Annotated in this window: 20 protein-coding genes; 11 read left to right on the top strand and 9 right to left on the bottom strand. The window is 36.0% G+C overall.

Translation table 11 applies throughout. The features are described 5' to 3' along the window. Nucleotides 1–22 precede the first annotated feature (22 nt). Genes Q0486_RS11535 through Q0486_RS11545 form a run of 3 tightly spaced genes read right to left on the bottom strand, consistent with a single transcriptional unit; the run spans nucleotide 23 to nucleotide 1,889 of the window. A complete protein-coding gene (locus Q0486_RS11535; RefSeq protein WP_299233363.1) occupies nucleotides 23–541 on the bottom strand; it encodes an HAD-IIIA family hydrolase in 519 nt (172 codons plus the stop codon). Next, nucleotides 538–1,356 (bottom strand): DUF2520 domain-containing protein, encoded by an 819-nt coding sequence (locus tag Q0486_RS11540; RefSeq protein ID WP_299233366.1) that lies wholly within the window; start codon nucleotides 1,354–1,356, stop codon nucleotides 538–540. The genes Q0486_RS11535 and Q0486_RS11540 overlap by 4 nt, the downstream gene beginning before the upstream one ends. Further along, on the bottom strand, nucleotides 1,353–1,889 hold the full coding sequence (locus Q0486_RS11545; protein WP_154044648.1) for a nitroreductase family protein: 537 nt from the start codon (nucleotides 1,887–1,889) through the stop codon (nucleotides 1,353–1,355). Before Q0486_RS11545 ends, Q0486_RS11540 begins: the two co-directional genes overlap by 4 nt. Before the next feature lie 80 nt (nucleotides 1,890–1,969). On the opposite strand from Q0486_RS11545, the gene Q0486_RS11550 reads away from it, so the two are divergent. The 7 genes from Q0486_RS11550 (at nucleotide 1,970) to Q0486_RS11580 (ending at nucleotide 8,243) form a co-directional block, all read left to right on the top strand. Beyond that, the gene (locus tag Q0486_RS11550) at nucleotides 1,970–2,935 is read left to right on the top strand and encodes a GNAT family N-acetyltransferase (protein WP_299233369.1); all 966 of its coding nucleotides are present in this window, start codon (nucleotides 1,970–1,972) and stop codon (nucleotides 2,933–2,935) included. 169 nt (nucleotides 2,936–3,104) lie between these two features. Further along, the gene (gene mce, locus Q0486_RS11555; protein ID WP_154044646.1) at nucleotides 3,105–3,509 is read left to right on the top strand and encodes a methylmalonyl-CoA epimerase; all 405 of its coding nucleotides are present in this window, start codon (nucleotides 3,105–3,107) and stop codon (nucleotides 3,507–3,509) included. Between the two features lie 149 nt (nucleotides 3,510–3,658). Further along, on the top strand, nucleotides 3,659–5,212 hold the full coding sequence (locus tag Q0486_RS11560) for an acyl-CoA carboxylase subunit beta (protein WP_154044645.1): 1,554 nt from the start codon (nucleotides 3,659–3,661) through the stop codon (nucleotides 5,210–5,212). 22 nt (nucleotides 5,213–5,234) lie between these two features. Continuing rightward, complete coding sequence (locus Q0486_RS11565) at nucleotides 5,235–6,164, top strand: OadG family transporter subunit (RefSeq protein WP_287679923.1); 930 nt, start codon at nucleotides 5,235–5,237, stop codon at nucleotides 6,162–6,164. Nucleotides 6,165–6,184: 20 nt separating this feature from the next. Continuing rightward, the gene (locus Q0486_RS11570) at nucleotides 6,185–6,613 is read left to right on the top strand and encodes a biotin/lipoyl-containing protein (protein ID WP_204392771.1); all 429 of its coding nucleotides are present in this window, start codon (nucleotides 6,185–6,187) and stop codon (nucleotides 6,611–6,613) included. 1 nt (nucleotide 6,614) lies between these two features. Further along, nucleotides 6,615–7,775, top strand: a complete 1,161-nt coding sequence (locus tag Q0486_RS11575) for a sodium ion-translocating decarboxylase subunit beta (RefSeq protein ID WP_287679913.1) — start codon at nucleotides 6,615–6,617, stop codon at nucleotides 7,773–7,775. A 216-nt stretch (nucleotides 7,776–7,991) separates the two neighbouring features. Then, nucleotides 7,992–8,243, top strand: coding sequence for a cyclomaltodextrinase C-terminal domain-containing protein (locus tag Q0486_RS11580; protein WP_299233376.1), 252 nt, complete (start codon nucleotides 7,992–7,994; stop codon nucleotides 8,241–8,243). Nucleotides 8,244–8,316: 73 nt separating this feature from the next. Here the strand turns inward: Q0486_RS11580 and Q0486_RS11585 are convergent, their stop codons facing one another. After that, a complete protein-coding gene (locus Q0486_RS11585) occupies nucleotides 8,317–9,156 on the bottom strand; it encodes an alpha/beta hydrolase family protein (RefSeq protein WP_299233378.1) in 840 nt (279 codons plus the stop codon). Between the two features lie 114 nt (nucleotides 9,157–9,270). On the opposite strand from Q0486_RS11585, the gene Q0486_RS11590 reads away from it, so the two are divergent. After that, on the top strand, nucleotides 9,271–10,452 hold the full coding sequence (locus Q0486_RS11590) for an MFS transporter (RefSeq protein WP_299233381.1): 1,182 nt from the start codon (nucleotides 9,271–9,273) through the stop codon (nucleotides 10,450–10,452). A 51-nt stretch (nucleotides 10,453–10,503) separates the two neighbouring features. Here Q0486_RS11590 and galK read toward each other — a convergent pair whose 3' ends face one another. From galK to Q0486_RS11610, 4 genes are all read right to left on the bottom strand, one after another. Beyond that, a complete protein-coding gene (gene galK / locus Q0486_RS11595) occupies nucleotides 10,504–11,658 on the bottom strand; it encodes a galactokinase (RefSeq protein WP_299233384.1) in 1,155 nt (384 codons plus the stop codon). Between the two features lie 79 nt (nucleotides 11,659–11,737). Beyond that, nucleotides 11,738–13,048 (bottom strand): MFS transporter, encoded by a 1,311-nt coding sequence (locus tag Q0486_RS11600; protein WP_299233387.1) that lies wholly within the window; start codon nucleotides 13,046–13,048, stop codon nucleotides 11,738–11,740. A gap of 39 nt (nucleotides 13,049–13,087) precedes the next feature. Then, complete coding sequence (locus Q0486_RS11605; protein WP_299233390.1) at nucleotides 13,088–14,182, bottom strand: aldose epimerase family protein; 1,095 nt, start codon at nucleotides 14,180–14,182, stop codon at nucleotides 13,088–13,090. 124 nt (nucleotides 14,183–14,306) lie between these two features. Beyond that, on the bottom strand, nucleotides 14,307–15,608 hold the full coding sequence (locus Q0486_RS11610) for a folylpolyglutamate synthase/dihydrofolate synthase family protein (RefSeq protein ID WP_299233553.1): 1,302 nt from the start codon (nucleotides 15,606–15,608) through the stop codon (nucleotides 14,307–14,309). A gap of 320 nt (nucleotides 15,609–15,928) precedes the next feature. Here Q0486_RS11610 and Q0486_RS11615 point away from each other — a divergent pair, with 320 nt between their 5' ends. Then, a complete protein-coding gene (locus tag Q0486_RS11615) occupies nucleotides 15,929–17,833 on the top strand; it encodes a histidine kinase (RefSeq protein ID WP_299233393.1) in 1,905 nt (634 codons plus the stop codon). A gap of 1 nt (nucleotide 17,834) precedes the next feature. Beyond that, nucleotides 17,835–18,596, top strand: coding sequence for a LytTR family DNA-binding domain-containing protein (locus tag Q0486_RS11620; RefSeq protein WP_299233396.1), 762 nt, complete (start codon nucleotides 17,835–17,837; stop codon nucleotides 18,594–18,596). A gap of 223 nt (nucleotides 18,597–18,819) precedes the next feature. Here the strand turns inward: Q0486_RS11620 and Q0486_RS11625 are convergent, their stop codons facing one another. Continuing rightward, nucleotides 18,820–19,455, bottom strand: coding sequence for an RNA polymerase sigma-70 factor (locus tag Q0486_RS11625; RefSeq protein ID WP_299233399.1), 636 nt, complete (start codon nucleotides 19,453–19,455; stop codon nucleotides 18,820–18,822). Between the two features lie 501 nt (nucleotides 19,456–19,956). On the opposite strand from Q0486_RS11625, the gene Q0486_RS11630 reads away from it, so the two are divergent. Beyond that, entirely contained in the window at nucleotides 19,957–20,949 is a 993-nt protein-coding gene (locus tag Q0486_RS11630; RefSeq protein ID WP_299233402.1) for a FecR family protein, read from the top strand. The last annotated feature ends 77 nt before the right edge of the window (nucleotides 20,950–21,026 follow it).

Genomic DNA, 21,026 nt, shown 5'->3' on the forward strand with positions numbered 1-21,026 from the left:
TTTTTATTTTTTTTTGTTTGATTTACCATCCGAATGCTTCGTCATGCGACATCCATTTGTCTTGAGCACGCAGTACTTGTTCTATCACATCTCGTCCACAGCCTTGTCCGCCACAACGGTGTGAAATGTATTTGCATATAGCCTTTATATCTGGTGCAGCGTCTGCCGGACAACAAGGTAATCCTACGAGCCGGAGAACTTCATAGTCAGGTATGTCGTCACCCATATAAAGGACTTCTTCGTGTTTAAGGTTGTATTTTTGAATAAGTTCATAATACTCCTTTGTCTTTAATGATGCACCCATACATACATCTTTTACTCCAAGTCCTTCAAATCTTAGTTTTACAGCTTCTGTACGTCCTCCTGTTATTATAGCTACGTGCAATCCACACTTTACTGCAAATTGGATTGCATATCCGTCCTTTATATTTATCATTCTCATAGGTTCTCCGTTGGGATGTAATGGAACCGTGTCTGAGCTTAAAACACCATCAACATCAAAGAAAAGTGCTTTAATTTTTGTCAGGTCATAATTTATCATATAGATGTTTGTTTATTGGTTTCCTGAAACTTGTGAATGCTTTTGCTTATACGTTCATAAAGTTCTGCTATTTCAGTTTCTTCTTTAAGCATTTGCATGTGGTTTTCCATTATGTTTGTGTCATTGCGTTGTGCAGGTCCTGTCTGGGCCTGTACCGGTGAAAGATAATGTACTTTCTCTGCTGTTTCTTCAATCAAAGGTAACATAGAACCAAAAGGAAGACCATGTGAGGTTAGGAGGTGTTCGCAAATGGAATACATGTGATTTGTAAAATTACAAGCAAAAACAGCTGATATATGCAGATACTTTCTTTGTTCGGATGATGCTCTGAACACATATTTGCTTAGAAGTGATGCAGTACGGATAAGTAATTCGGTATCCTCATTTGTATTAGCTTCAACAAAGAAATACACATTGTCAAAGTTAACCTTTCTTTGTTTACTGAATGTTTGCATTGGATATAGTACTCCGTATCTGTTTGTCAGTCCTTTCCAGATGTCTATGGAAACGCTTCCAGCTGTGTGTACGAATAATGCTTTGCTGTTGCATTTTACCAATTTTGGAAGGATATGTTCTAGTACTGAATCTTTCAAAGAAACTATGTATATGTCTGCATCACTGTCTGTTGATGTTATATCTGTAGTGTAGGGGCAACCTATACTTTCTGCCAGTTCTTTGGCTGATTCCTGAGTCCTGCTGTAAATCATTTTTATATGGCAACCGGCTTCGTGGAATGCTTTTCCAAGATGTGTAGCTACGTTGCCGGCTCCAATCATTACTATTGAAGGATGTTTTTCTGAATATTCCACTGTCATTTTCCTCCGTATTTGTTGATATGTATTTTTTCCCATTGCAGATGCGACTCGTCGAAAGGCTTCCTTTCCATTCCTTTATGTCCTATGGCGATGATGGATAGAGCCTGTAGCTGTAGTGGCAGATCCAATACTTCGTGTACGTATTCGTTTGATGGAATGCCGCTTGCCGTAAATCTTTCGCGTAATTGTACCCAACAGCTTCCAAGTCCGAGGTCTTCTGCCTGCAGTTGTATCATGATGGATGCTATTGATGCGTCTTCAATCCATACATCGCTCGCCATGGGATCGGCTGTTACGACTATTGCCAATGCCGCATCTTTTATGAACGATGAGCTTGCTTCCTTGCAGTATGAAAGTTTTTCAAGTATTTCCTTGTCGTCAACTACGATGAACTGCCAGCAGTTGGTTCGTTTGGATGTTGGCGACATGAGTGCTGCTTTGAGCAGTGTGACTACTTCTTCCTGAGTGAGTTCCTGTGGAGTGAATTTGCGCATACTGCGCCTTGATTTTATGAGGTCGCTGAAATTTTTCATATGTGAAAATTTAAAATGATAGTCACAAATATATGATTTTCGTTTTAAAGGCTGAAACTTTTTATGTAAATTTGCGATATATGGCAATACGTTTGGTTACATATGAACACTCTGAAACGTTGCCTCAGCTTCCTGGGAAGAACGTCTTTCATTCGGTAGGCCTGTTTAGGATTCTTGAACGGACATCCGGATATACTCCTTTTATGCTTGTGGCCTTTGATGGGGACAGACCTATAGGTAAATTATTGTGTGTAATCAGAAAGTCTTGGTTTATAAGAAAGTGTGTTATATATGATACTGGTGAGTATTTCGATACGGATATTAAGCATGACCTGATTTTCGATGAACTTCTTTCGTACTTTACAGCCCGGAACAAGGATAATTTCTTTCTGATAGAGTTCAGAAACTTGACAGAACCGCTTTTCGGATATCGTTATTTCAGGAAGAACGGATATTTTCCTATAAAACGTTTGAGGGTGATTAATTCCATTCATCACACGACTTTGGATAAGTGGATGGGGGCTTCAAGAAAACGACAGATACAGCAGGCTTTGAAAAACGGTGCTGTAATGGGAGTAGCAGAAAACAAACAGCAGGTTCAAGGACTTTTTAGAATGCTGAAGAACTATTATTCTTCGAAAGTGTTCAAATATTTTCCCGGAGTGGATTTCTTTACGTCTTTACTGGAACTTGGTGAGGAATGCGGAGAGATGGGAAAAATATTTACAGTCTCATATAATGGTAAGATTATTGGAGGCTCGTGTTGTCTGTTCTCTGACGATACGGCATTTCTGCTGTTTTCCGGTGGAATGCGCAAGAGTTATCCTTCGCTATACCCAGGTGTGTTGGCTGTATGGAATGCTATGCTGTATTCAAGGGAGAAAGGTTATAGTCATTTTGAGTTTATTGATGCCGGACTTCCTTTTAAAAAATACGGATACCGTGATTTTATATTGAGGTTTGGAGGCAAGCAATTGAGTACCCGCCGGTGGTACAAACTGAAATGGAAATGGCTGAATAGGATAATGGAAAAGATATATGTTTGATATAACAGTCGATTGCAAAGTTAAGTTTCCAAAATCAAAGTTCAGACGTTATAAAAAAGTAATAAGGATAAATATTTACTGAAAAAGTTTCGTATTTTAATCCAAATTTCTTTTCTTTGTCTTATAGAATTTATGAACTTTAATTTAATATCAAAAAAACAACATCATTATGAAAATATCTCATATTGAACATTTGGGCATTGCTGTAAACAGTATCGAAGAAGCCCTGCCATACTATGAAAATGTATTGGGATTGAAATGTTATAACATCGAAACAGTAGAAGATCAGAAAGTTAGAACTGCATTCCTGAAATGTGGTGAAACAAAAATAGAACTTCTTGAACCGACAGGTCCTGAAAGTACAATAGCTAAATTTATTGAGAATAGAGGAATGGGTGTGCATCATGTGGCTTTTGCCGTTGAAGATGGTGTAGCAAATGCTTTGGCAGATGCCGAAGGTAAAGGAATCCGCCTTATAGATAAGGCTCCACGTAAGGGAGCGGAAAACCTTAATATCGCTTTTCTTCATCCGAAATCAACAATGGGGGTTTTGACAGAACTTTGTGAAAAATAAAATACTGGTTGAGGCGATGGTTGGAATAACTGTTTTATAGATATATTTGAAGAGTCAGTTTGCATATTATTATGTAAGCCGACTCTTCACTTATTTTATGCAGCCTCGTCTGGTAAATGTTATTATAAACTTTAAAAATACTTATAACTATGAGTAATCAATTGGAAAAAGTGAAAGAGCTTATTGAACTGCGTGCTCAGGCCCGTCTGGGAGGTGGTGAAAAGGCTATTGAAAAACAGCATGCTAAAGGTAAATATACAGCACGTGAACGTATCTCTATGTTGCTTGATGAAGGTAGCTTCGAAGAACTGGATATGTTCGTAAAACACCGTTGTACAAACTTCGGAATGGACAAGAAACATTATCTTGGCGACGGTGTTGTTACCGGTTACGGTACAATAGAAGGACGATTGGTATATGTATTTGCACAGGATTTCACTGTGTCTGCAGGTTCATTGTCTGAAACAATGTCACAGAAAATATGTAAGGTGATGGATATGGCCATGAAGATGGGGGCTCCATGTATCGGACTTAATGACTCTGGTGGTGCACGTATCCAGGAAGGTATAAACGCTTTGGCCGGTTATGCCGAAATTTTCCAGCGTAATATCCTTGCTTCTGGTGTCATCCCTCAGATTTCCGGTATTTTTGGTCCTTGTGCCGGCGGTGCTGTTTATTCTCCTGCTTTGACTGACTTTACTCTTATGATGGAAGGTACATCCTATATGTTCCTTACAGGTCCTAAGGTTGTCAAGACAGTGACAGGTGAGGATGTGTCACAGGAAGATCTTGGTGGTGCTAGCGTACACTCAACACGTTCGGGTGTAACTCATTTCACTGCTTCTACAGAAGAAGAAGGTCTGGCATTGATCCGTAAACTTTTGAGCTATATTCCTCAGAACAACCTTGAAGAGGCTCCATATGTAGATTGTACAGACCCAATTGACCGTCTGGAAGATTCTCTTAACGAGATTATTCCTGATAGCGCGAACAAGGCTTACGATATGTACGAAGTTATCGGTGCTATTGTCGATAACGGTGAGTTCCTTGAAGTTCAGAGAGATTTTGCAAAGAATATCATTATCGGTTTTGCACGTTTCAACGGACAGTCTGTAGGTATTGTTGCCAATCAGCCTAAATTCCTTGCAGGTGTGCTTGACTGCAATGCGTCACGTAAGGGAGCACGTTTCGTTCGTTTCTGCGACGCTTTCAATATTCCTATCGTTTCGCTTGTTGACGTTCCTGGATTCTTGCCTGGTACTGGTCAGGAATACAATGCTGTTATTCTTCATGGAGCTAAATTGCTTTATGCATACGGTGAGGCTACAGTGCCTAAGGTTACTATCACTTTGCGTAAGTCGTATGGTGGTTCACACATCGTGATGAGTTGTAAGCAGTTGCGCGGTGACATGAACTATGCATGGCCTACAGCCGAAATTGCCGTGATGGGTGGTGCAGGTGCAGTAGAAGTGCTTTATGCTAAAGAAGCTAAGGAAGCAGAAGATCCTAAGGCATTTATGGCTGAAAAAGAAGCTGAATACACTAAACTGTTTGCTAATCCTTATAATGCTGCAAAATATGGTTATATCGATGACGTGATTGAGCCTCGTAATACCCGTTTCCGCATTATACGTGCATTGCAGCAGTTGCAGACCAAGAAACTTACTAATCCGTCGAAGAAACACGGTAATATTCCTTTGTAATAAATTAAAATCTGAAAATATGATGAGAAAACTTAATATCGGAATGTTCCTTTCTTTGATGCTGTTGGTGGCTTTTTCGTCCTGCAAGGAACAAAAGCCTAACAATAAGGTAGTCATCAATGAAGTGCTTGTCGATAATCAGAGTAACTTCCAGGATGATTACGGATTGCACAGCGGATGGATAGAAATATTCAACAAATCGTATAGCAGTGCCGATTTGGCAGGATGCTTGCTTCGTGTAAGCTCACAGCCGGGTGATACTGCCACTTATTTTATTCCAAAAGGTGATGTGTTGACTCTTTTGAAACCTCGCCAACACACATTGTTTTGGGCGGACGGTGCACCGCGTCGTGGTACTTTCCACACAAATTTTGTTTTGAGCAAAACAAACGAGAACTGGATTGGACTTTATGATTCTGGCAAGAAGCTTCTTGATCAGGTTGTTGTTCCGGCAGGTGTACTTAAAGAAAACTATTCTTATGCCCGCGTAAGCGACGGATTGAACGAATGGGAAGTGAAGGACGATAGTGCTGAGAAGTATGTTACTCCAAGCACTAACAACAAGACCATAGAAAGCAATCCGAAGATGGATAAATTCGAACAGCACGACCCGGTAGGTGTCGGTATGGCTATTTCGGCTATGGCTGTAGTATTTACAGGTCTGATTCTGCTTTATATTTGCTTTAAGTTTGTCGGTAAGGCTGCAATTGCTTTGCGTAAGCGTAACGCTATGAAAGCACAGAATGTGACAGACCATAAGGAAGCTAAGGAAATGAAACTTGGTGAAGCTCCAGGAGAAGTTATTGCCGCGATATCTATGGCATTGCACGAAGCTCAGGGTGCTGATCACGATGTGGAAGAAACTATCCTTACAATAAGCCGCGTAAAACGCAGTTACTCGCCATGGAGTTCTAAGATTTATACTTTGCGTGAAACTCCGAACAAGAAATAACTTTGATAAAATTTAATCGTATGAAAGAATATAAATATAAGATAAACGGTAACTTATATAAGGTTACTGTTGGAGATATACAAGACAACAATGTAAAGGTAGAAGTTAATGGTACTTCATATACCGTAGAACTGGAAAAATCAGCAACACCTAAAATCAAACCGGTAGTTCGTACAGCAGCTACTACTCCTGCCGCTCCGCCACCTGCAGTGTCTCGTCCTGTTGTGGCTGGAAGCAAATCAGGAATCAAATCTCCTCTGCCAGGAGTAATTCTTGATATAAAGGTTAAGGAAGGCGATACAGTCAAACGTGGTCAGACTTTACTCGTTCTAGAAGCAATGAAGATGGAAAACGATATCAAGTCCGACCGTGACGGTAAAGTTACTTCTATCAAAGTAAGCAAAGGTGAATCTATTCTTGAAGGTACTGACCTTATAATTGTTGAATAATATGGGAGAATTTGTTAGTTTTTTGCAGAATAACCTGGCAGATTTCTGGACATATACCGGTTTCTTCAATGCTACCCCGCAGCATCTGATAATGATTCTTGTCGGTATATTCTTCATCTATCTGGCAGTGGCAAAGGAATTTGAGCCTATGTTGCTGATTCCTATTGGTTTCGGTATTCTGATCGGTAATATTCCTTTCAATATGGAAGCCGGCCTCAAGGTAGGTCTTTATGAGGAAGGCTCAGTGCTTAACATTTTATATCAGGGTGTAACGTCGGGCTGGTATCCGCCTCTTATTTTCCTTGGTATCGGCGCTATGACAGACTTCTCAGCATTGATATCAAATCCTAAACTGATGCTTATCGGTGCTGCGGCACAGTTTGGTATATTCGGAGCTTATATGCTTGCGCTTGAATTCGGTTTCGACCCTATGCAAGCAGCTGCTATCGGTATTATCGGTGGTGCGGACGGTCCGACAGCCATATTCCTTTCATCCAAACTGGCTCCTAACCTAATGGGTGCGATTGCGGTTTCGGCATATTCTTATATGGCTCTCGTCCCTGTGATTCAGCCGCCTATCATGCGTCTGCTCACAACAAAGAAAGAGCGTCTTATCCGTATGAAAGCTCCTCGTGCCGTTTCGCATACAGAAAAAGTAATGTTCCCTATAGTAGGGCTGTTGCTTACATGTTTCCTTGTACCTTCAGGTCTTCCATTGTTGGGAATGTTGTTCTTCGGTAACCTGTTGAAGGAAAGTGGAGTTACACGTCGTCTTGCAGAGACAGCACGTGGTCCGTTGATTGATACTATCACTATCCTGTTAGGACTTACAGTTGGTGCATCTACTCAGGCTTCTGAGTTCTTGACTCGTGATTCAATCTTTATTTTTGCACTTGGTGCTTTGTCATTTATCATAGCAACAGCTTCAGGTGTATTGTTTGTCAAGTTCTTCAATTTGTTCCTGAAGAAAGACAATAAGATTAATCCTCTTATCGGCAACGCCGGAGTATCTGCCGTACCTGATTCAGCGCGTATATCTCAAGTTGTAGGTCTGGAATATGATCCAAGTAACTATTTGCTGATGCATGCAATGGGTCCGAATGTTGCTGGTGTAATCGGTTCTGCTGTTGCAGCAGGTATTTTGTTGGGATTCTTGATTTAAGTTATTTATTGTATATAAGAAAGTCAGACAAGTGGTATTTAATATTGCTTGTCTGACTTTTTTTATAATTATATTTTATCAATCTGTATATAAAATGCTTTTTTCTTGATTTATATCAAAAAGTTGTCAGGTTAAGTATTTTTTATTATAAATATTCAAATTGATAATTTAATATTAGGATATATTTGCGAGGAAATTAAACTAAAAGACTAAATTATGACTACAAAAAGAACAGTCAAGTATCATGTACCTCAGCAAGGTTTGTATGTGTATTCAAGAAATGTAGAGGGTAAAACAGAACTTATTGTTTTAAACAGCACTGACATTGAACAAGTTCTTTTAAGCAATCATTACAAGGCTTTGATTAATGAGAGTGTTGAGGGGAAAGAAATTTCAAGTGGAAAGAAAATCGATTTAAGAGAGGATATTGTTGTTCCTGCCCGTAAATCGGTTATTATTGAGTGTTAATGTCATTTTTTGAAGCAATTAAAAAAACGATGTAATTTTTGTAATTACATCGTTTTTTAATCTTTTCAAACTTTTATTTTGATATATTGTTTCTATATCCATTAAAGAATTTGCAGAAATAATGCCATTGGTATTCTATGCTGTTATTCCAATATTTTCCATTGTGAGATCCCGGACGTACAATATAATCATGATTAATTTTCCTTTTTAGTAGTTCTTTATGTAGATTATTATTTACTTCTAAGAAGAAGTCTTCTGTTCCACAATCAAATATTATAGACAAGTCCCCGTTGTTTATTTTATCAAGTTGGTTTATAACTGTGTGCTTATTCCATATTGCTTGATTACTGCTAAATTCGCCTAATTGTTCCTTCATTTTCCAATTATTTGGGAAAGGACGTATATCTACTCCTCCACTAGTTGAACCTCCAGCTCCGAATATGTCTTTATGTCTTATAGATAGCCATAATCCACCGTGACCACCCATACTTAATCCTGTGATTGCCCTTGCATTACGGTTTTTAATAGTATTGTAATTATTGTCAACATATTCTACCAATTCTTTTGAAACAAATGTTTCAAATTGACTGTTAGCGTTTATAGGGCTATCCCAATACCAACTGTTCTCCCCATCTGGACATACTATTATAATTCCATCATTGTCAGCCATATTGCGTAATTCCGGTTTTATACCGAGCCAGGTATGAGCATTTCCTTTATATCCATGTAGTAGATAAAGTGTAGGGCAGGGATGATTGTTTATAGCCTTTTCAGGAACAATTACTACAACTTCTATACTCCTATTCATCTTTTCACTTTTAATCATTATTGTGTCAATCCTTGACGCATAAGTTGTTAATGTGGTGCTTAATGCTACTAATACAAATAGCGTTTTAATAATCTTGTTTTTCATGTTTATATGTTTTTTATCTGTAAAGTTAAGGATTTAATTCTTTATATGCATGTTTCTTGTGTGTTTTTTATTAATTATATGTATCTAGTGCAGCTTTTTTTTTAAGTTTGCAGTATGAAACATAAACTGATAGAAAATGAAGGAATACCCGGATTTCTGCTAATGACATTAGCTGTAATATCTGGATTGGCTGTAGCAAATTTGTATTATAATCAGCCTTTATTAAACGACATTTGTCGTGATTTTAATGTAAGTGAATTTACTGCTAACCTAATACCAATGGTAACTCAGATAGGCTACGCAATAGGTTTGCTGTTTATAATCCCTTTAGGTGATTTGTATAGTCGGAGAAAGATTATTGTGATAAATTTTTCATTGTTATCTGTTTCAATGCTATCAATTGCTTTATCTCAAAAGATTGGTTTTGTAATAGTCTCTTCATTAGTGACTGGAATTTGTTCAGTTATGCCACAGATATTTATACCAATCGCTTCTCAATTTTCCAGACCGGAAGAAAAATCCAAGAATGTTGGAGTTCTTGTTAGTGGTTTATTAACAGGTATTTTAGGTTCAAGAGTTATTAGTGGATTTATTGGTGAGTACTTGGGATGGAGAACTATGTATCTTTTTGCAGCAATAATAATGTTGGTTTGTATATTTATAGTTCTGAAGTTGATTCCTGATATGACTGTAAATTATAAGGGAAGTTATAAAGAACTAATGCAATCCTTGTTTATTATATATAAACAAAGAAAAGATATACGTCTGTCTTCATTAAGAGCAGGATTGTGTTTTGGAAGTTTCCTCTCTTTATGGGCGTGTTTGGCTTTTAAATTGAGTGGTGAACCATTTTATGCAGGAAACAACATTATAGGCATGTTAGGACTATGTGGGGTTGCAGGAGCTTTGACAGCATCGCTTGTAGGACGGTATGTACGTATCTTTGGAGTAAAAAGACTTAACTATACAGGATGTCTGATTATAATAGTCTCATGGTTTATAATGTTATTTTTCCAAGATTATTATGCAGGATTTATAGTAGGTATAATGTTAATAGATATTGGTATGCAATGTATTCAACTAAGTAATCAGACTTATGTTCTTACATCTTTGCCTAATGCTTCGAATAGAGTTAATACAATATTTATGACTACTTATTTTATTGGTGGAGCAGTTGGAACATTTTTAGCAGGAATCTTTTGGCATGCTTTGCTGTGGAATGGTGTTGTATTTGTTGGAGTAGCATTAACATTGATATCATTTCTGATAACTCGTTTTTCAAAAACATTGCAATAAAAAAAGAGCTGTTTTAAAAAACAGCTCTTTTTTTATTGCAATGAATTATTATTAGCAGATTTTACGAGAACCATCACCAATTACAACATCATAAACTTTAGGACTACGTCCAAACTTCTCTTTGAAGCGTTCTTTAGCTGTTGTGATGAATGTTTCGTACAATTCATTTTTAACCAGATTAATTGTACATCCACCAAATCCACCACCCATGACGCGTGAACCAGTAACTCCGCAGTCAAATGCAATATCATTTAAGAAATCTAATTCTTCGCAGCTTACTTCATATAGTTTACTCATACCGTGGTGAGTCTCATACATTTTTTGTCCTACTGTTTCGTAATCACCTTTTTCCAGAGCGTCACAAACATCAAGTACTCTTTGAATCTCTTCAATAACATATTCCGCACGCATGTAGTCTTCTTCTGAGACTTCACCTTTCACTGCGTTTAACATATCCATTGTACAATCGCGGAGGTATTCTACGTTTGGATGAGTTTTCTTGATTGCTGCAACAACATTTTCACAACTTTGGCGGCGTTTGTTATATGCAGATGATGCAAGTTCATGTTTAACAACAGAATCTACAAGAACAAGTCTGTAACCTTCTGGTTTAAATGGGAAATATTGGTACTCTAAAGAACGGCAATCCAAACGGATAAGACTACCTTCTTTTCCAAATACAGAAGCAAACTGGTCCATTATACCACATTTAACACCGCAATAGTTATGTTCTGTAGCTTGACCAACTTTAGCTAGTTCAAATTTGTCAATTTTGTTTTCACCAAACAGGTCATTCAATGCAAATGCGTATGTTGATTCCAATGCAGCTGAAGATGACATACCAGCACCAAGAGGCACGTCTCCAGCAAATGCAGTATTAAATCCTTTAACGTTAACACCGCGTTTAATCATTTCACGGCATACACCAAAAATATATCTTGCCCAGCTTGCAGAAGGTGCATCTTCTTCATTAAGACCGAATTCTACGTAATCTTTAAGGTCGATTGAATATGCACAAACTTTGTCTGTTCCATTTGGTTTTATTTCAGCCAACATTCCTTTGTCCACTGCGCCTGGGAATACAAATCCACCGTTATAATCTGTATGTTCACCTATGAGGTTGATACGTCCTGGAGAGGCGTATATATAGCCGGTAGTACCGTCGAAATGCTTGATGAAGCGACTTCTTACAAATTCTATGTCCATGATTATAAATTATTAAAAGGTTAATATAATAAAATCATGATAGTACTATTAATAAAATACTACCATGATTATTAGTTAATTATTCAACAGGAATATCTTTATTTACGTTCTTGCATCCGACGAGACCGTAGAAGAGAAGGTAAGCAAGGGCAAGTACAATTACCCAATAGCTGCTCATAAAACCTGCAACATCGGCAACCCAACCTTGAATCAGTGGAAGAATACCTCCACCACAAACGAGTACCATAAATAAACCAGATGCTGCTGCTATATATTTTCCTAAGCCTTCTACTGCAAGGTTAAAGATACTACCCCACATTATAGAAGTACATATACCTACTAGAACGAGATACATAGCATTTACAGGAACTTTTGCCAATCCAAATGACAGACTGCCTGTAGCACTTTGTTGAAGCACAGGAAGGTCAACCATAGTTTGTGTTGAAGAGAAAATTGCCAGCAATACTAAAACTAAACCAAGTCCTGATGTAAATATCATCATTGCACGACTTGAAACTTTTGCTCCTAATGATGCACCAGCCAAACGACCTACAAGCATCAGTAACCAATATGTACCTACAACAAAACCTGCTATTGTTGTGTTTATTCCAGCTCCACCTTTACCTGCTTCTTCTGTAAGGAATAAATTTAAAGTTCCTGGAACTCCCACTTCTATACCAACATATACGAATATTGCAATTGCTCCCAAAACGAAATGGCGGAAACGAAGTACACCTTTCATCAGGTTTCCTATCGGTTCACTTGTCTTTGTAGCTGCAGGTTCTGGTATATTAACAAAAAGCAAAACAATAAATGCCAGTGCAAATACAGCCATAGCCGTATACATTACAGGGAAAATCTGTGAAATTGTGGCTTTTTCCACAGAGCCTGCTATAAGTATACCCACAAACATCGGTGTGATTGTAGCCATAACAGAGTTGAATGATCCACCAATCTGGATAAGCTGGTTTCCTTTATTTCCTTCACCACCAAGCTTATTAAGCATAGGGTTTACAACAGTATTGAGCAGACACATAGAGAAACCTGAAATGAAAGCTCCTACCAAATAAACAGCAAATGCCGATGAAGGTGATGCATGACCAGAAAGATATTGAACTCCTACACCTATGAAACCTATAGCTACTGCTATAAGTGCTGTCTTTTTATATCCTACTTTAGTTAATAATATTCCACTAGGAATACCCATAACAGCGTATGCGATAAAGTTACCAAGATTGCCTAGCATTCCGAGGGCATTTGATACCGAGAACTGGTTCTTCAATACGATTCCCATTGGGGCGGCAAGATTGGTTACGAAAGCAATCATACCGAAAAGGAAAATCATTGTAATGATTGCAATAAATTTGCCATTTTGTTTTTGTTGGTTCATAATTTGTTTAAAAGATAAAATGATTAATTATTAGGTTTATTATTTTTCTATTCCAAATTTATAAATTGTTACTTGATGATATGTTTCTCCAGGGAGTAGCACTGCTGAAGGGAAATGTCCTTTGTTTGGAGTGTCAGGGAAGCGTTGCGCTTCAAAGCATATTGCACTTCTAGCTGGGAATGTAGCCCCGTGATAGCCTTTGAATCCATTATGCCAATTTGCAGTATATAGCTGTACTCCTGGTTCTGTAGTGTAAACCTCAATACTTCTTCCACTGTTTGGTTCAATACATTTTGCAGCAAAAGTCAATGAACCTTGTTCTTCCTTGTTCAGTACATAACAATGGTCATAACCTGCACCATAAATTAATTGCTGGAATTTGTCATTTATTCTGCTACCTACAATTTGTGGCATTCTAAAATCCATAGGAGTATTTTCTACTTTACTTATTTCTCCTGTAGGGATAGATACTTCATCTATTGGAGTATAGAAATCTGCGTTAATTGTTAAGATGTTATTTTCTACAGAAGCAGTAGGAGATTTAACTCCTGATAAACTGAAGAAAGCATGGTGTGTAAGATTAACCAAGGTTTTCTTGTCGGTATTAGCTGTGTATGTTATTATTAGTTCATTATTGTCTGACAATGTATAAACTACTGTAATGTCAAGATTACCAGGGAAACCTTCTTCTCCGTCTTTAGACAGATAATGTAGTGTAAGGCTTTGTTTGCTAGTCTGCTCAGCATCCCATACCCTGGCATGAAATCCAGTTGGTCCACCATGGAGTGAATTAGGACCATTATTTATCGTGAGTTGGTATTCCTTACCATCCAATTTGAATTTACCTTTTGCAATTCTGTTTCCATATCTACCTATTAATGTACTAAGGAATGGTTCTGGACTATTTATAACATTTTCGATAGTATCATGTCCTTGAATTACATTTTCGATGTTTCCATTTTTATCAGGAACCATTATTGTAAGTATAGCTCCTCCATAATTGGTTACTGCTATTTCAGCATTGTTTTCATTAGACAGAATAAATAAATCTGTTTCTTTTCCATTTATGCTTTTCTGAAAATCTGATCTTTTTAGACCGCTTAAATTGTTTTCATGGTAAAATGTGTTGTCCATATATTAAAAAATCTTTTTATTTACACATTAATTAATTTCTTATGCAAATAAAAAGATTTTCTTTAAATTACCCAAACATTTTTATCGAAAAAGAAATGGTATTTGTGTATTAATATAGAATGCTTTACTCAATATCGTGTTTTTTATACAATGCAATAAGATCTGATACAATAAAAGTACTTCCTCCTATGAATATAAGGTCTTTTTCTTGGGCTTCTTTTTTTGCGGCTGTTAATGCATCTTTAACGCAACAATAAGCGTCACCGATTAGTCCATGATCTTTTGCAATATCCTTTATTCTATCAGCAGGCAATGCTCTTTTTACCGAGGCTTGAGTAAAATAGTATACCGCATTTTGTGGTAATAATGATAAAACCCCGTTAATATCCTTGTCATTTACCATTCCAATGACAAAATGTAATCTTTCATATTTCATATTCGAAAGTTGCTCAACTATATATTTCATACCACCAATATTATGTCCGGTATCACATATTATTGTAGGACTTTCTTCTAGTTTCTGCCATCTACCCATTAAACCTGTAGTTTGACAGACATTTCTAAATCCAGATCTGATATTATTTTCATTTATATTGTATCCAAGTTCAATAAGTTTATATACAGCATTAAGTATGGTGTTTGTATTTTTTATTTGGTATATACCTCCTAATTCTCCATATAAATCATTTATTTTATTCGATTTATAAACTATTAACCCATTATCTGTATGCCTATAGCCTTCTACCATTTTATTGTCTTCAGCAAATATGATATCCGAGTTTGAAGATTTTGCTTTTTTTTCGAAAACATCTTTTGTTTCAGGAGTGTATTCTCCGATAATGACTGGGATATTATGTTTTATTATTCCTGCTTTTTCTTTGGCTATATCCTGCAGGGTATTACCTAGGAATTGAGTATGGTCAAAACTGATGTTTGTGATAACACTTAAATCTGGAGAAATGATATTAGTACAATCCAGGCGGCCTCCTAAACCTACTTCAATTACAGCTACGTCAACTTCCTTTTCTGCAAAATATAAGAATGCCATAGCCGTTGTAAGCTCAAAAAAAGAAGGATGTAAAGGTTCGAAGAATTTTTTGTTTTCTTCTACGAATTTAATCACAAAATCCTTTTCTATCGGTTTGCCGTTTATTCTTATCCTTTCACTGAAGTCAATTAAATGTGGTGAAGTGTAAAGTCCGGTTTTATAGCCGGCAGATTGAAGAATTGCTGCAATAGTGTGTGAACATGACCCTTTTCCATTAGTTCCGGCTATATGTATAGTTTTGAATTTTTTGTGTGGGTGATGAAAATGTTCATCAAGTAATAACGTATTTTCAAGTCCTTCCTTATATGCTTCTTTTCCAACATTTTGAAATAAAGGAGTAATATTGAATAAATAGTCGAGTGTTTCCTTATAGTTCATTTCTGTTTGAATTTTAAAATATCTTGCAAATATCATCATTTTTTTTGTTACGATATTATTTATTGTTTTATTTTTTGTTTGGTAGGATATGTTTTCATATTTGTATAAATAATCAATCAGATTGTTTTTTTATTTACGTAAATTATTAATTACATTTTTTGTCATATTGATAGTTTTTTATTCCTTTGTAAATAAAATTTTGTATTATGTGTAAAAGTCTAAATATTTTAATTTATATAATTCTTGCCCAGTTGTTTTTTATAGCTTGTGCATCAAGAAACAGAGACGTTAAATTCAATAATAATAACGAAAGTATTATTATGAATTTTGACACATTGATTGCCTCCAAGCCTGAATACGTTTGTAAATCGATAGACAGCATTATTGCCTTAGGGTCGGATAGAGAGTTTTTCTATTCTTTACTTATGATTAAGTCAAAGGCTAAATTATTCATGTCAGAATATGATTCCGTGCTGATATTGTTAGATAGTATTGATAGATATTGTAACAGTTATAAAGAAAATCCTTCTTATAGATTGCTCTCCAATATTAATAATATGCGTGGTAATCTGTATGCTAGAAGAACTGTAATGGATTCGGCTGTAATTTATTTTTCAAAAGCTTACAATTATTCATCCAGACTTGGCTTGTCACATGACTTGATTAATATAGCCATAAATCTGGCAGATGCTAATGTCCGTACCGGTAAATTTGATATGGGTGCATATTGGTATAGGAAATCTTTATTGATTTCAGATACGCTGCTTGTTCCAGAAAGCCGTAGATTCCCTTCATATTATGGATTGGCGCAAGTATATATGGATTTGCGTGATTATAATCAATGTGATTATTATTATGATTTGGCAGGTAAGTATTATGACAAAATGTTGCCATTTGAGAAACATATTTATTTGAATAATCGTGGTAATTCGTATTATTACCGTGGAGATTATTCTAGGGCAATGGATTATTTTAGAAAATCATTACTTTTGGCCAATACTTATCCTGATATGGAGTTCGAAAGGAATTTTACAAAGGTAAATATGGGTGAGGTTTTTATGTTGATGAACGAAACGGATTCTGCAACTGTATATCTTGAAGAATGTTATTCTTTTTTTAAATCCATCAAACATACTTCAGCGCTGTATTATATTGAAACCCAGCTTATAGAACTAGCCTTGAAAAAGGGGAATGTAATGTTGGCATCAAAGATTATCAATGATGCTGTGACACCGGATTTTATAGAACCTAATATGTTGCATATAAGAAATAAATATCTCCAACATTATTATGCTGAGAGAGGTGATTACAAACAGGCATATCACTATCAGCAGAATAATGCACATATTGACGATTCAATCAGGAACGAGCGTATTAAAATGCGGTCTGCTGAAATCAGTTTAAGATATAAGCAGGATAGTACTTTGATGAAGAAGGAGATTTTTATAAAGCAAAAGGAAAATCAGGTGCTGGTTCTACATCAGTGGATTTCAATTCTGGTACTTGGAATACTATTGATTGTTTCATTTTCTGGTATGTTTATTATATATAGGAAACGTCGTTTTGATAAGAAGATATGGAACATGCAGACAGATATAAGCACTTTAAGATTGGAAAACATTCGAAACAGGATTTCCCCTCATTTCATTTTTAATGTATTAAATAGGGAAATGGTGAAATATGATAATGATGATGATAAAAATAATCTTTTAAATCTTTCTAAGCTGATTCGCAAAAACCTTGAACTGACTGGAGCTCTTAGTATAACTTTAGAGGAGGAGCTTGATTTTGTTAGAACTTATATAAGTTTACAGGCTCAGACTATGGGGAATGAATTTTATTATGAAATATCTGTATCTGATGATGTAGTCAGTAATGAGATACACATACCTTCAATGTTAATCCAGATTCCAGTTGAAAATGCGATAAAACATGCTTTGAAGGTAAAGGAAGGAAAAAAGTATTTATGGATAAAAGTCTTAAAAAATACTGATAGAATAGTAATTGAGATTATAGATAATGGTGGTGGATTCAAACCTAATAGTAGTAATAGGGGTACTGGAACCGGGTTAAAGGTTATAACGCAAAGTATTCAGTTGCTTAATATGTATAATAAAGAACCTATTGTTATGAAAATATCAAATGTGAAGATAAACGAACAGGAAACAGGATGTGATATAAAGTATTCAGTTCCTATATGTTATAAATATAATATTAGTAAGTAAAATGGGGGAATTTTATAAAGTAGGAATAATTGATGACGAGCAAGCGTCAGCAAGAGCTCTTATAGAAGAGTTGAGGAAATATCCGCGATTTAATGTTGAAGGGGTAGCTCATGATGCGGAGACAGGTAGGAATATGATTATGAGGATTATGCCTGACCTGCTTTTTCTTGACGTCGAACTACCTGAAATGTATGGTATGGAGTTGTTGGCCGAAGTGAAGGATGATGTCAAATGGAGTATGCGTGTAGTATTTTACACAGCCCATGATAAATATCTGATTAATGCTTTGAGAAATAGTGCATTTGATTTTTTGCTGAAACCAATAGATAAAAAAGAATTTGAGGTTGTCATTTCCAGATTTTTGCTAGACTATGAAACAAAACCTTCCTTATTTGATAAACATGATATTGTTAATATAGAGAAAGGTTCTTCTTTTATGGTCGTTTTACCTACGGGTGAGATGAAAATGATAAAATCATCTGATGTAGGTTTTTTCAGATATGCATCTGAGCGTAAGCTTTGGGAAGCAGTTCTTGTTACGGAGGAGTCCGTACCATTGAGGCGAAATGTTTCAGCAGAGTTTTTATGTGCTTATAATAAGAATTTTGTGCAGGTCAATCAGTCTTATATTGTAAATATAGATTTTTTGGTTATGATTCATGATAGTTCATGCATATTATGTCCTCCATTTGATAATAATACTGAAATAACAATTTCAAGAAAATATAAGAAAAATCTTATGGACCATTTATGTATTTTCTAGAATTGACAAATATTATGTCTATATATAATAAGGTGTAATTTTATCATTTATTATTGTGTGGTTTGATATTGGCTTTCTGTTTTAATATCAATCTAAAAGATGTAGAATTTTAGTGTTTCAACTTCGATTTAAAACGAGCTGTCATTCGATTTGAAATGACAGTTCATTTCAAATCGAATGACAGCTCGTTTTATTTTGATATTCTATTCTGTAAATTGAAGGTTTATAACCATTTGTCTCCTATGATTATCTGTATAAGTAATCCTATTGTTTTTGCATTATCGCCCAAATGATAATTATGCAGGTTACCTTTAAGATCTTCTTTCAGTAGTTTCAATGATTGCTGTATTCTGTAGTCCACTGTTTTGCTTGATACCCCAAGTTTTTCAGCTATTTCTTTATAAGTCATACCTTCGAATCGGTGCAACATAAAAGCTTGTTTGTAGCTTTCAGGAAGTTTTGAGATAGCCTCCCGTATCTTATCTATCAATTCGTCTGTCTGATAGTAGTCCTTGTTCTGTAGCATTTCCTGCATATACTCAAAATAAAGTCTGTTTATTTTGTTCCTGCAATCTGTACTTGCAATTTTGTTTAAAGCCCTGTTGTATACACTTTTAAATAAGTATGAAGACAGATTTTTTTCCACAGAAAGCGTTCTTCTGTTTTCCCATAGCCACAATAGGGTGTCTTGAACAATTTCTTCACTGTCTTCCAGTGAAACGAATTTGTGGCAATAGGCACAAAGTATAGGATAGAATTGACGGTACAATTTATTGAAAGCTTTCTTATCGGAATCCTTTAACGCGGATATGATGTTGCTTTCGTTGTATTCTTTTATATTTTGTATCAACTTTCCCATATTTTGAGTTTTAAGGACTAAAAAATAACGCAGAGACTATCGTTTACCACTGCATTGAGGCTCTGGACTGCCCACCTTATTGTAATAAATCAATAGCTCTGCGTATTTTTGTGTGTATGTCGTTTTGTCTAAAAGCGGATACAGCAACAAAAACGCAGAAATCTTTACTGTTATTTTATCCATATAAGGTTTGAAATTGTCCAGATTCCAACGCCGGATAAACCAGTAAGGTCTTGCGTATTCTTAAAAGTGGAACAAAAATATATATTTTTTTTGAAAAAAAATAAGAACGGTTTAGGAACTTTCGTTTTTCGAACTGTCATTGTATTAAAAAGACGACGATAAAATAGTTTTTTAAAGGGAAAAAGATATTTGTTCATTGCATTGAGGCTCTGGCAAACTGAATGGACACGATTGTTTTTAAATAGGTAACAAACAATTCTAATCCAGGTTCTCTGAAATAAAGAACCTGGATTATTAAATTCAAAATTCATTGTATTTATGAATAGAAAACTGGAAAATATAGAAGAGATGCTTTTGCGGTATTGCGAAGGTTCTCTGAACAATGAAGAAACCAGGTTGGTTGAAGACTGGATTGCTTCCGACAAGGAACATGAAAAAATTGCACGTAATATTCATGAACTTTATTGGGCTACAGATACTCTACGCATAATGAATGGAGTTGATGCGGAAAAAGCTCTGAAGAAGACTGACGGTGTATTGATGAAGAAAAAATTCAAGACTGTCTTTCTTTGGACTGAAAGAATTGCAGCTATGCTGTTCGTTCCATTACTTTCGGTATATCTTCTTCAAATTAGTGATAAGTCAGAGCCTACTATGATGGAGATACGTACAAGTCCTGGTATGACAACAGCCTTTGTGCTTCCTGACGGGACAAATGTCTCTTTAAACTCCAGTTCTGTCATACGTTATCCGAATTTTTTTGCCGGTGATAAGCGTGAGGTGGAACTCATAGGTGAGGCGTTTTTCGATGTAACTAAAAATCCGGACAAACGCTTTATTGTAAAGACTTCCGGAAATGAAAGAGTGGAAGTATTAGGTACTTCATTTAATATGGAAGCTTTTCCCGGCGACTCCATTCTCAGTACCACCCTTCTCGAAGGAAAGGTGAGATTCTATTGCAGTGCAGGTAGTATGGAAATGAGTCCAGGTGAGAAGATAGTCTATAACACAAATACTTCCAGAGGAAAACTGGTGAGGACAGACGGAAAGGTTGAAACAGCATGGAGAGACGGAATGGTTATATTTGACAATACTCCATTCGACGAAGTCCTTAGAATCATTTCCAAAAGATTCAATGTGGATTTTGTAGTCAAGAATGAGAAATACCGTAAGGACTCTTTTACAGGAACATTCTCTACTCAGCGTCTGGAACAGGTATTAGGTGTGTTCAGCATATCTTCAAAGATAAAATGGCGTTATATGCCTACATCCAAAACGGAGGATAAAAGAAGTATTATTGAAGTTTATTAAAAAAATCTTTTTTTTGTTTAGGAACTTGCTTTTCAGAAATGTCATGATAATAAAGAAGCATTAAAATCAACAGCTTA

This window comes from uncultured Bacteroides sp., from assembly GCF_937912035.1.
In the GTDB taxonomy this organism is placed as follows: domain Bacteria; phylum Bacteroidota; class Bacteroidia; order Bacteroidales; family Bacteroidaceae; genus Phocaeicola.

Bases quoted from the DNA above. Each gene is read 5' to 3' on its own strand.
- Q0486_RS11580 (WP_299233376.1), top strand. From the start codon at position 7,992: ATGACTACAAAAAGAACAGTCAAGTATCATGTACCTCAGCAAGGTTTG.
- Q0486_RS11545 (WP_154044648.1), bottom strand. From the start codon at position 1,889: ATGAAAAATTTCAGCGACCTCATAAAATCAAGGCGCAGTATGCGCAAA.
- Q0486_RS11610 (WP_299233553.1), bottom strand. From the start codon at position 15,608: ATGAACTATAAGGAAACACTCGACTATTTATTCAATATTACTCCTTTA.
- Q0486_RS11535 (WP_299233363.1), bottom strand. From the start codon at position 541: ATGATAAATTATGACCTGACAAAAATTAAAGCACTTTTCTTTGATGTT.
- Q0486_RS11625 (WP_299233399.1), bottom strand. From the start codon at position 19,455: ATGGGAAAGTTGATACAAAATATAAAAGAATACAACGAAAGCAACATC.
- Q0486_RS11570 (WP_204392771.1), top strand. From the start codon at position 6,185: ATGAAAGAATATAAATATAAGATAAACGGTAACTTATATAAGGTTACT.
- mce (WP_154044646.1), top strand. From the start codon at position 3,105: ATGAAAATATCTCATATTGAACATTTGGGCATTGCTGTAAACAGTATC.
- Q0486_RS11575 (WP_287679913.1), top strand. From the start codon at position 6,615: ATGGGAGAATTTGTTAGTTTTTTGCAGAATAACCTGGCAGATTTCTGG.
- Q0486_RS11565 (WP_287679923.1), top strand. From the start codon at position 5,235: ATGAGAAAACTTAATATCGGAATGTTCCTTTCTTTGATGCTGTTGGTG.
- Q0486_RS11605 (WP_299233390.1), bottom strand. From the start codon at position 14,182: ATGGACAACACATTTTACCATGAAAACAATTTAAGCGGTCTAAAAAGA.
- Q0486_RS11620 (WP_299233396.1), top strand. From the start codon at position 17,835: ATGGGGGAATTTTATAAAGTAGGAATAATTGATGACGAGCAAGCGTCA.
- galK (WP_299233384.1), bottom strand. From the start codon at position 11,658: ATGGACATAGAATTTGTAAGAAGTCGCTTCATCAAGCATTTCGACGGT.
- Q0486_RS11615 (WP_299233393.1), top strand. From the start codon at position 15,929: ATGAATTTTGACACATTGATTGCCTCCAAGCCTGAATACGTTTGTAAA.
- Q0486_RS11600 (WP_299233387.1), bottom strand. From the start codon at position 13,048: ATGAACCAACAAAAACAAAATGGCAAATTTATTGCAATCATTACAATG.
- Q0486_RS11585 (WP_299233378.1), bottom strand. From the start codon at position 9,156: ATGAAAAACAAGATTATTAAAACGCTATTTGTATTAGTAGCATTAAGC.
- Q0486_RS11550 (WP_299233369.1), top strand. From the start codon at position 1,970: ATGGCAATACGTTTGGTTACATATGAACACTCTGAAACGTTGCCTCAG.
- Q0486_RS11630 (WP_299233402.1), top strand. From the start codon at position 19,957: ATGAATAGAAAACTGGAAAATATAGAAGAGATGCTTTTGCGGTATTGC.
- Q0486_RS11590 (WP_299233381.1), top strand. From the start codon at position 9,271: ATGAAACATAAACTGATAGAAAATGAAGGAATACCCGGATTTCTGCTA.
- Q0486_RS11540 (WP_299233366.1), bottom strand. From the start codon at position 1,356: ATGACAGTGGAATATTCAGAAAAACATCCTTCAATAGTAATGATTGGA.
- Q0486_RS11560 (WP_154044645.1), top strand. From the start codon at position 3,659: ATGAGTAATCAATTGGAAAAAGTGAAAGAGCTTATTGAACTGCGTGCT.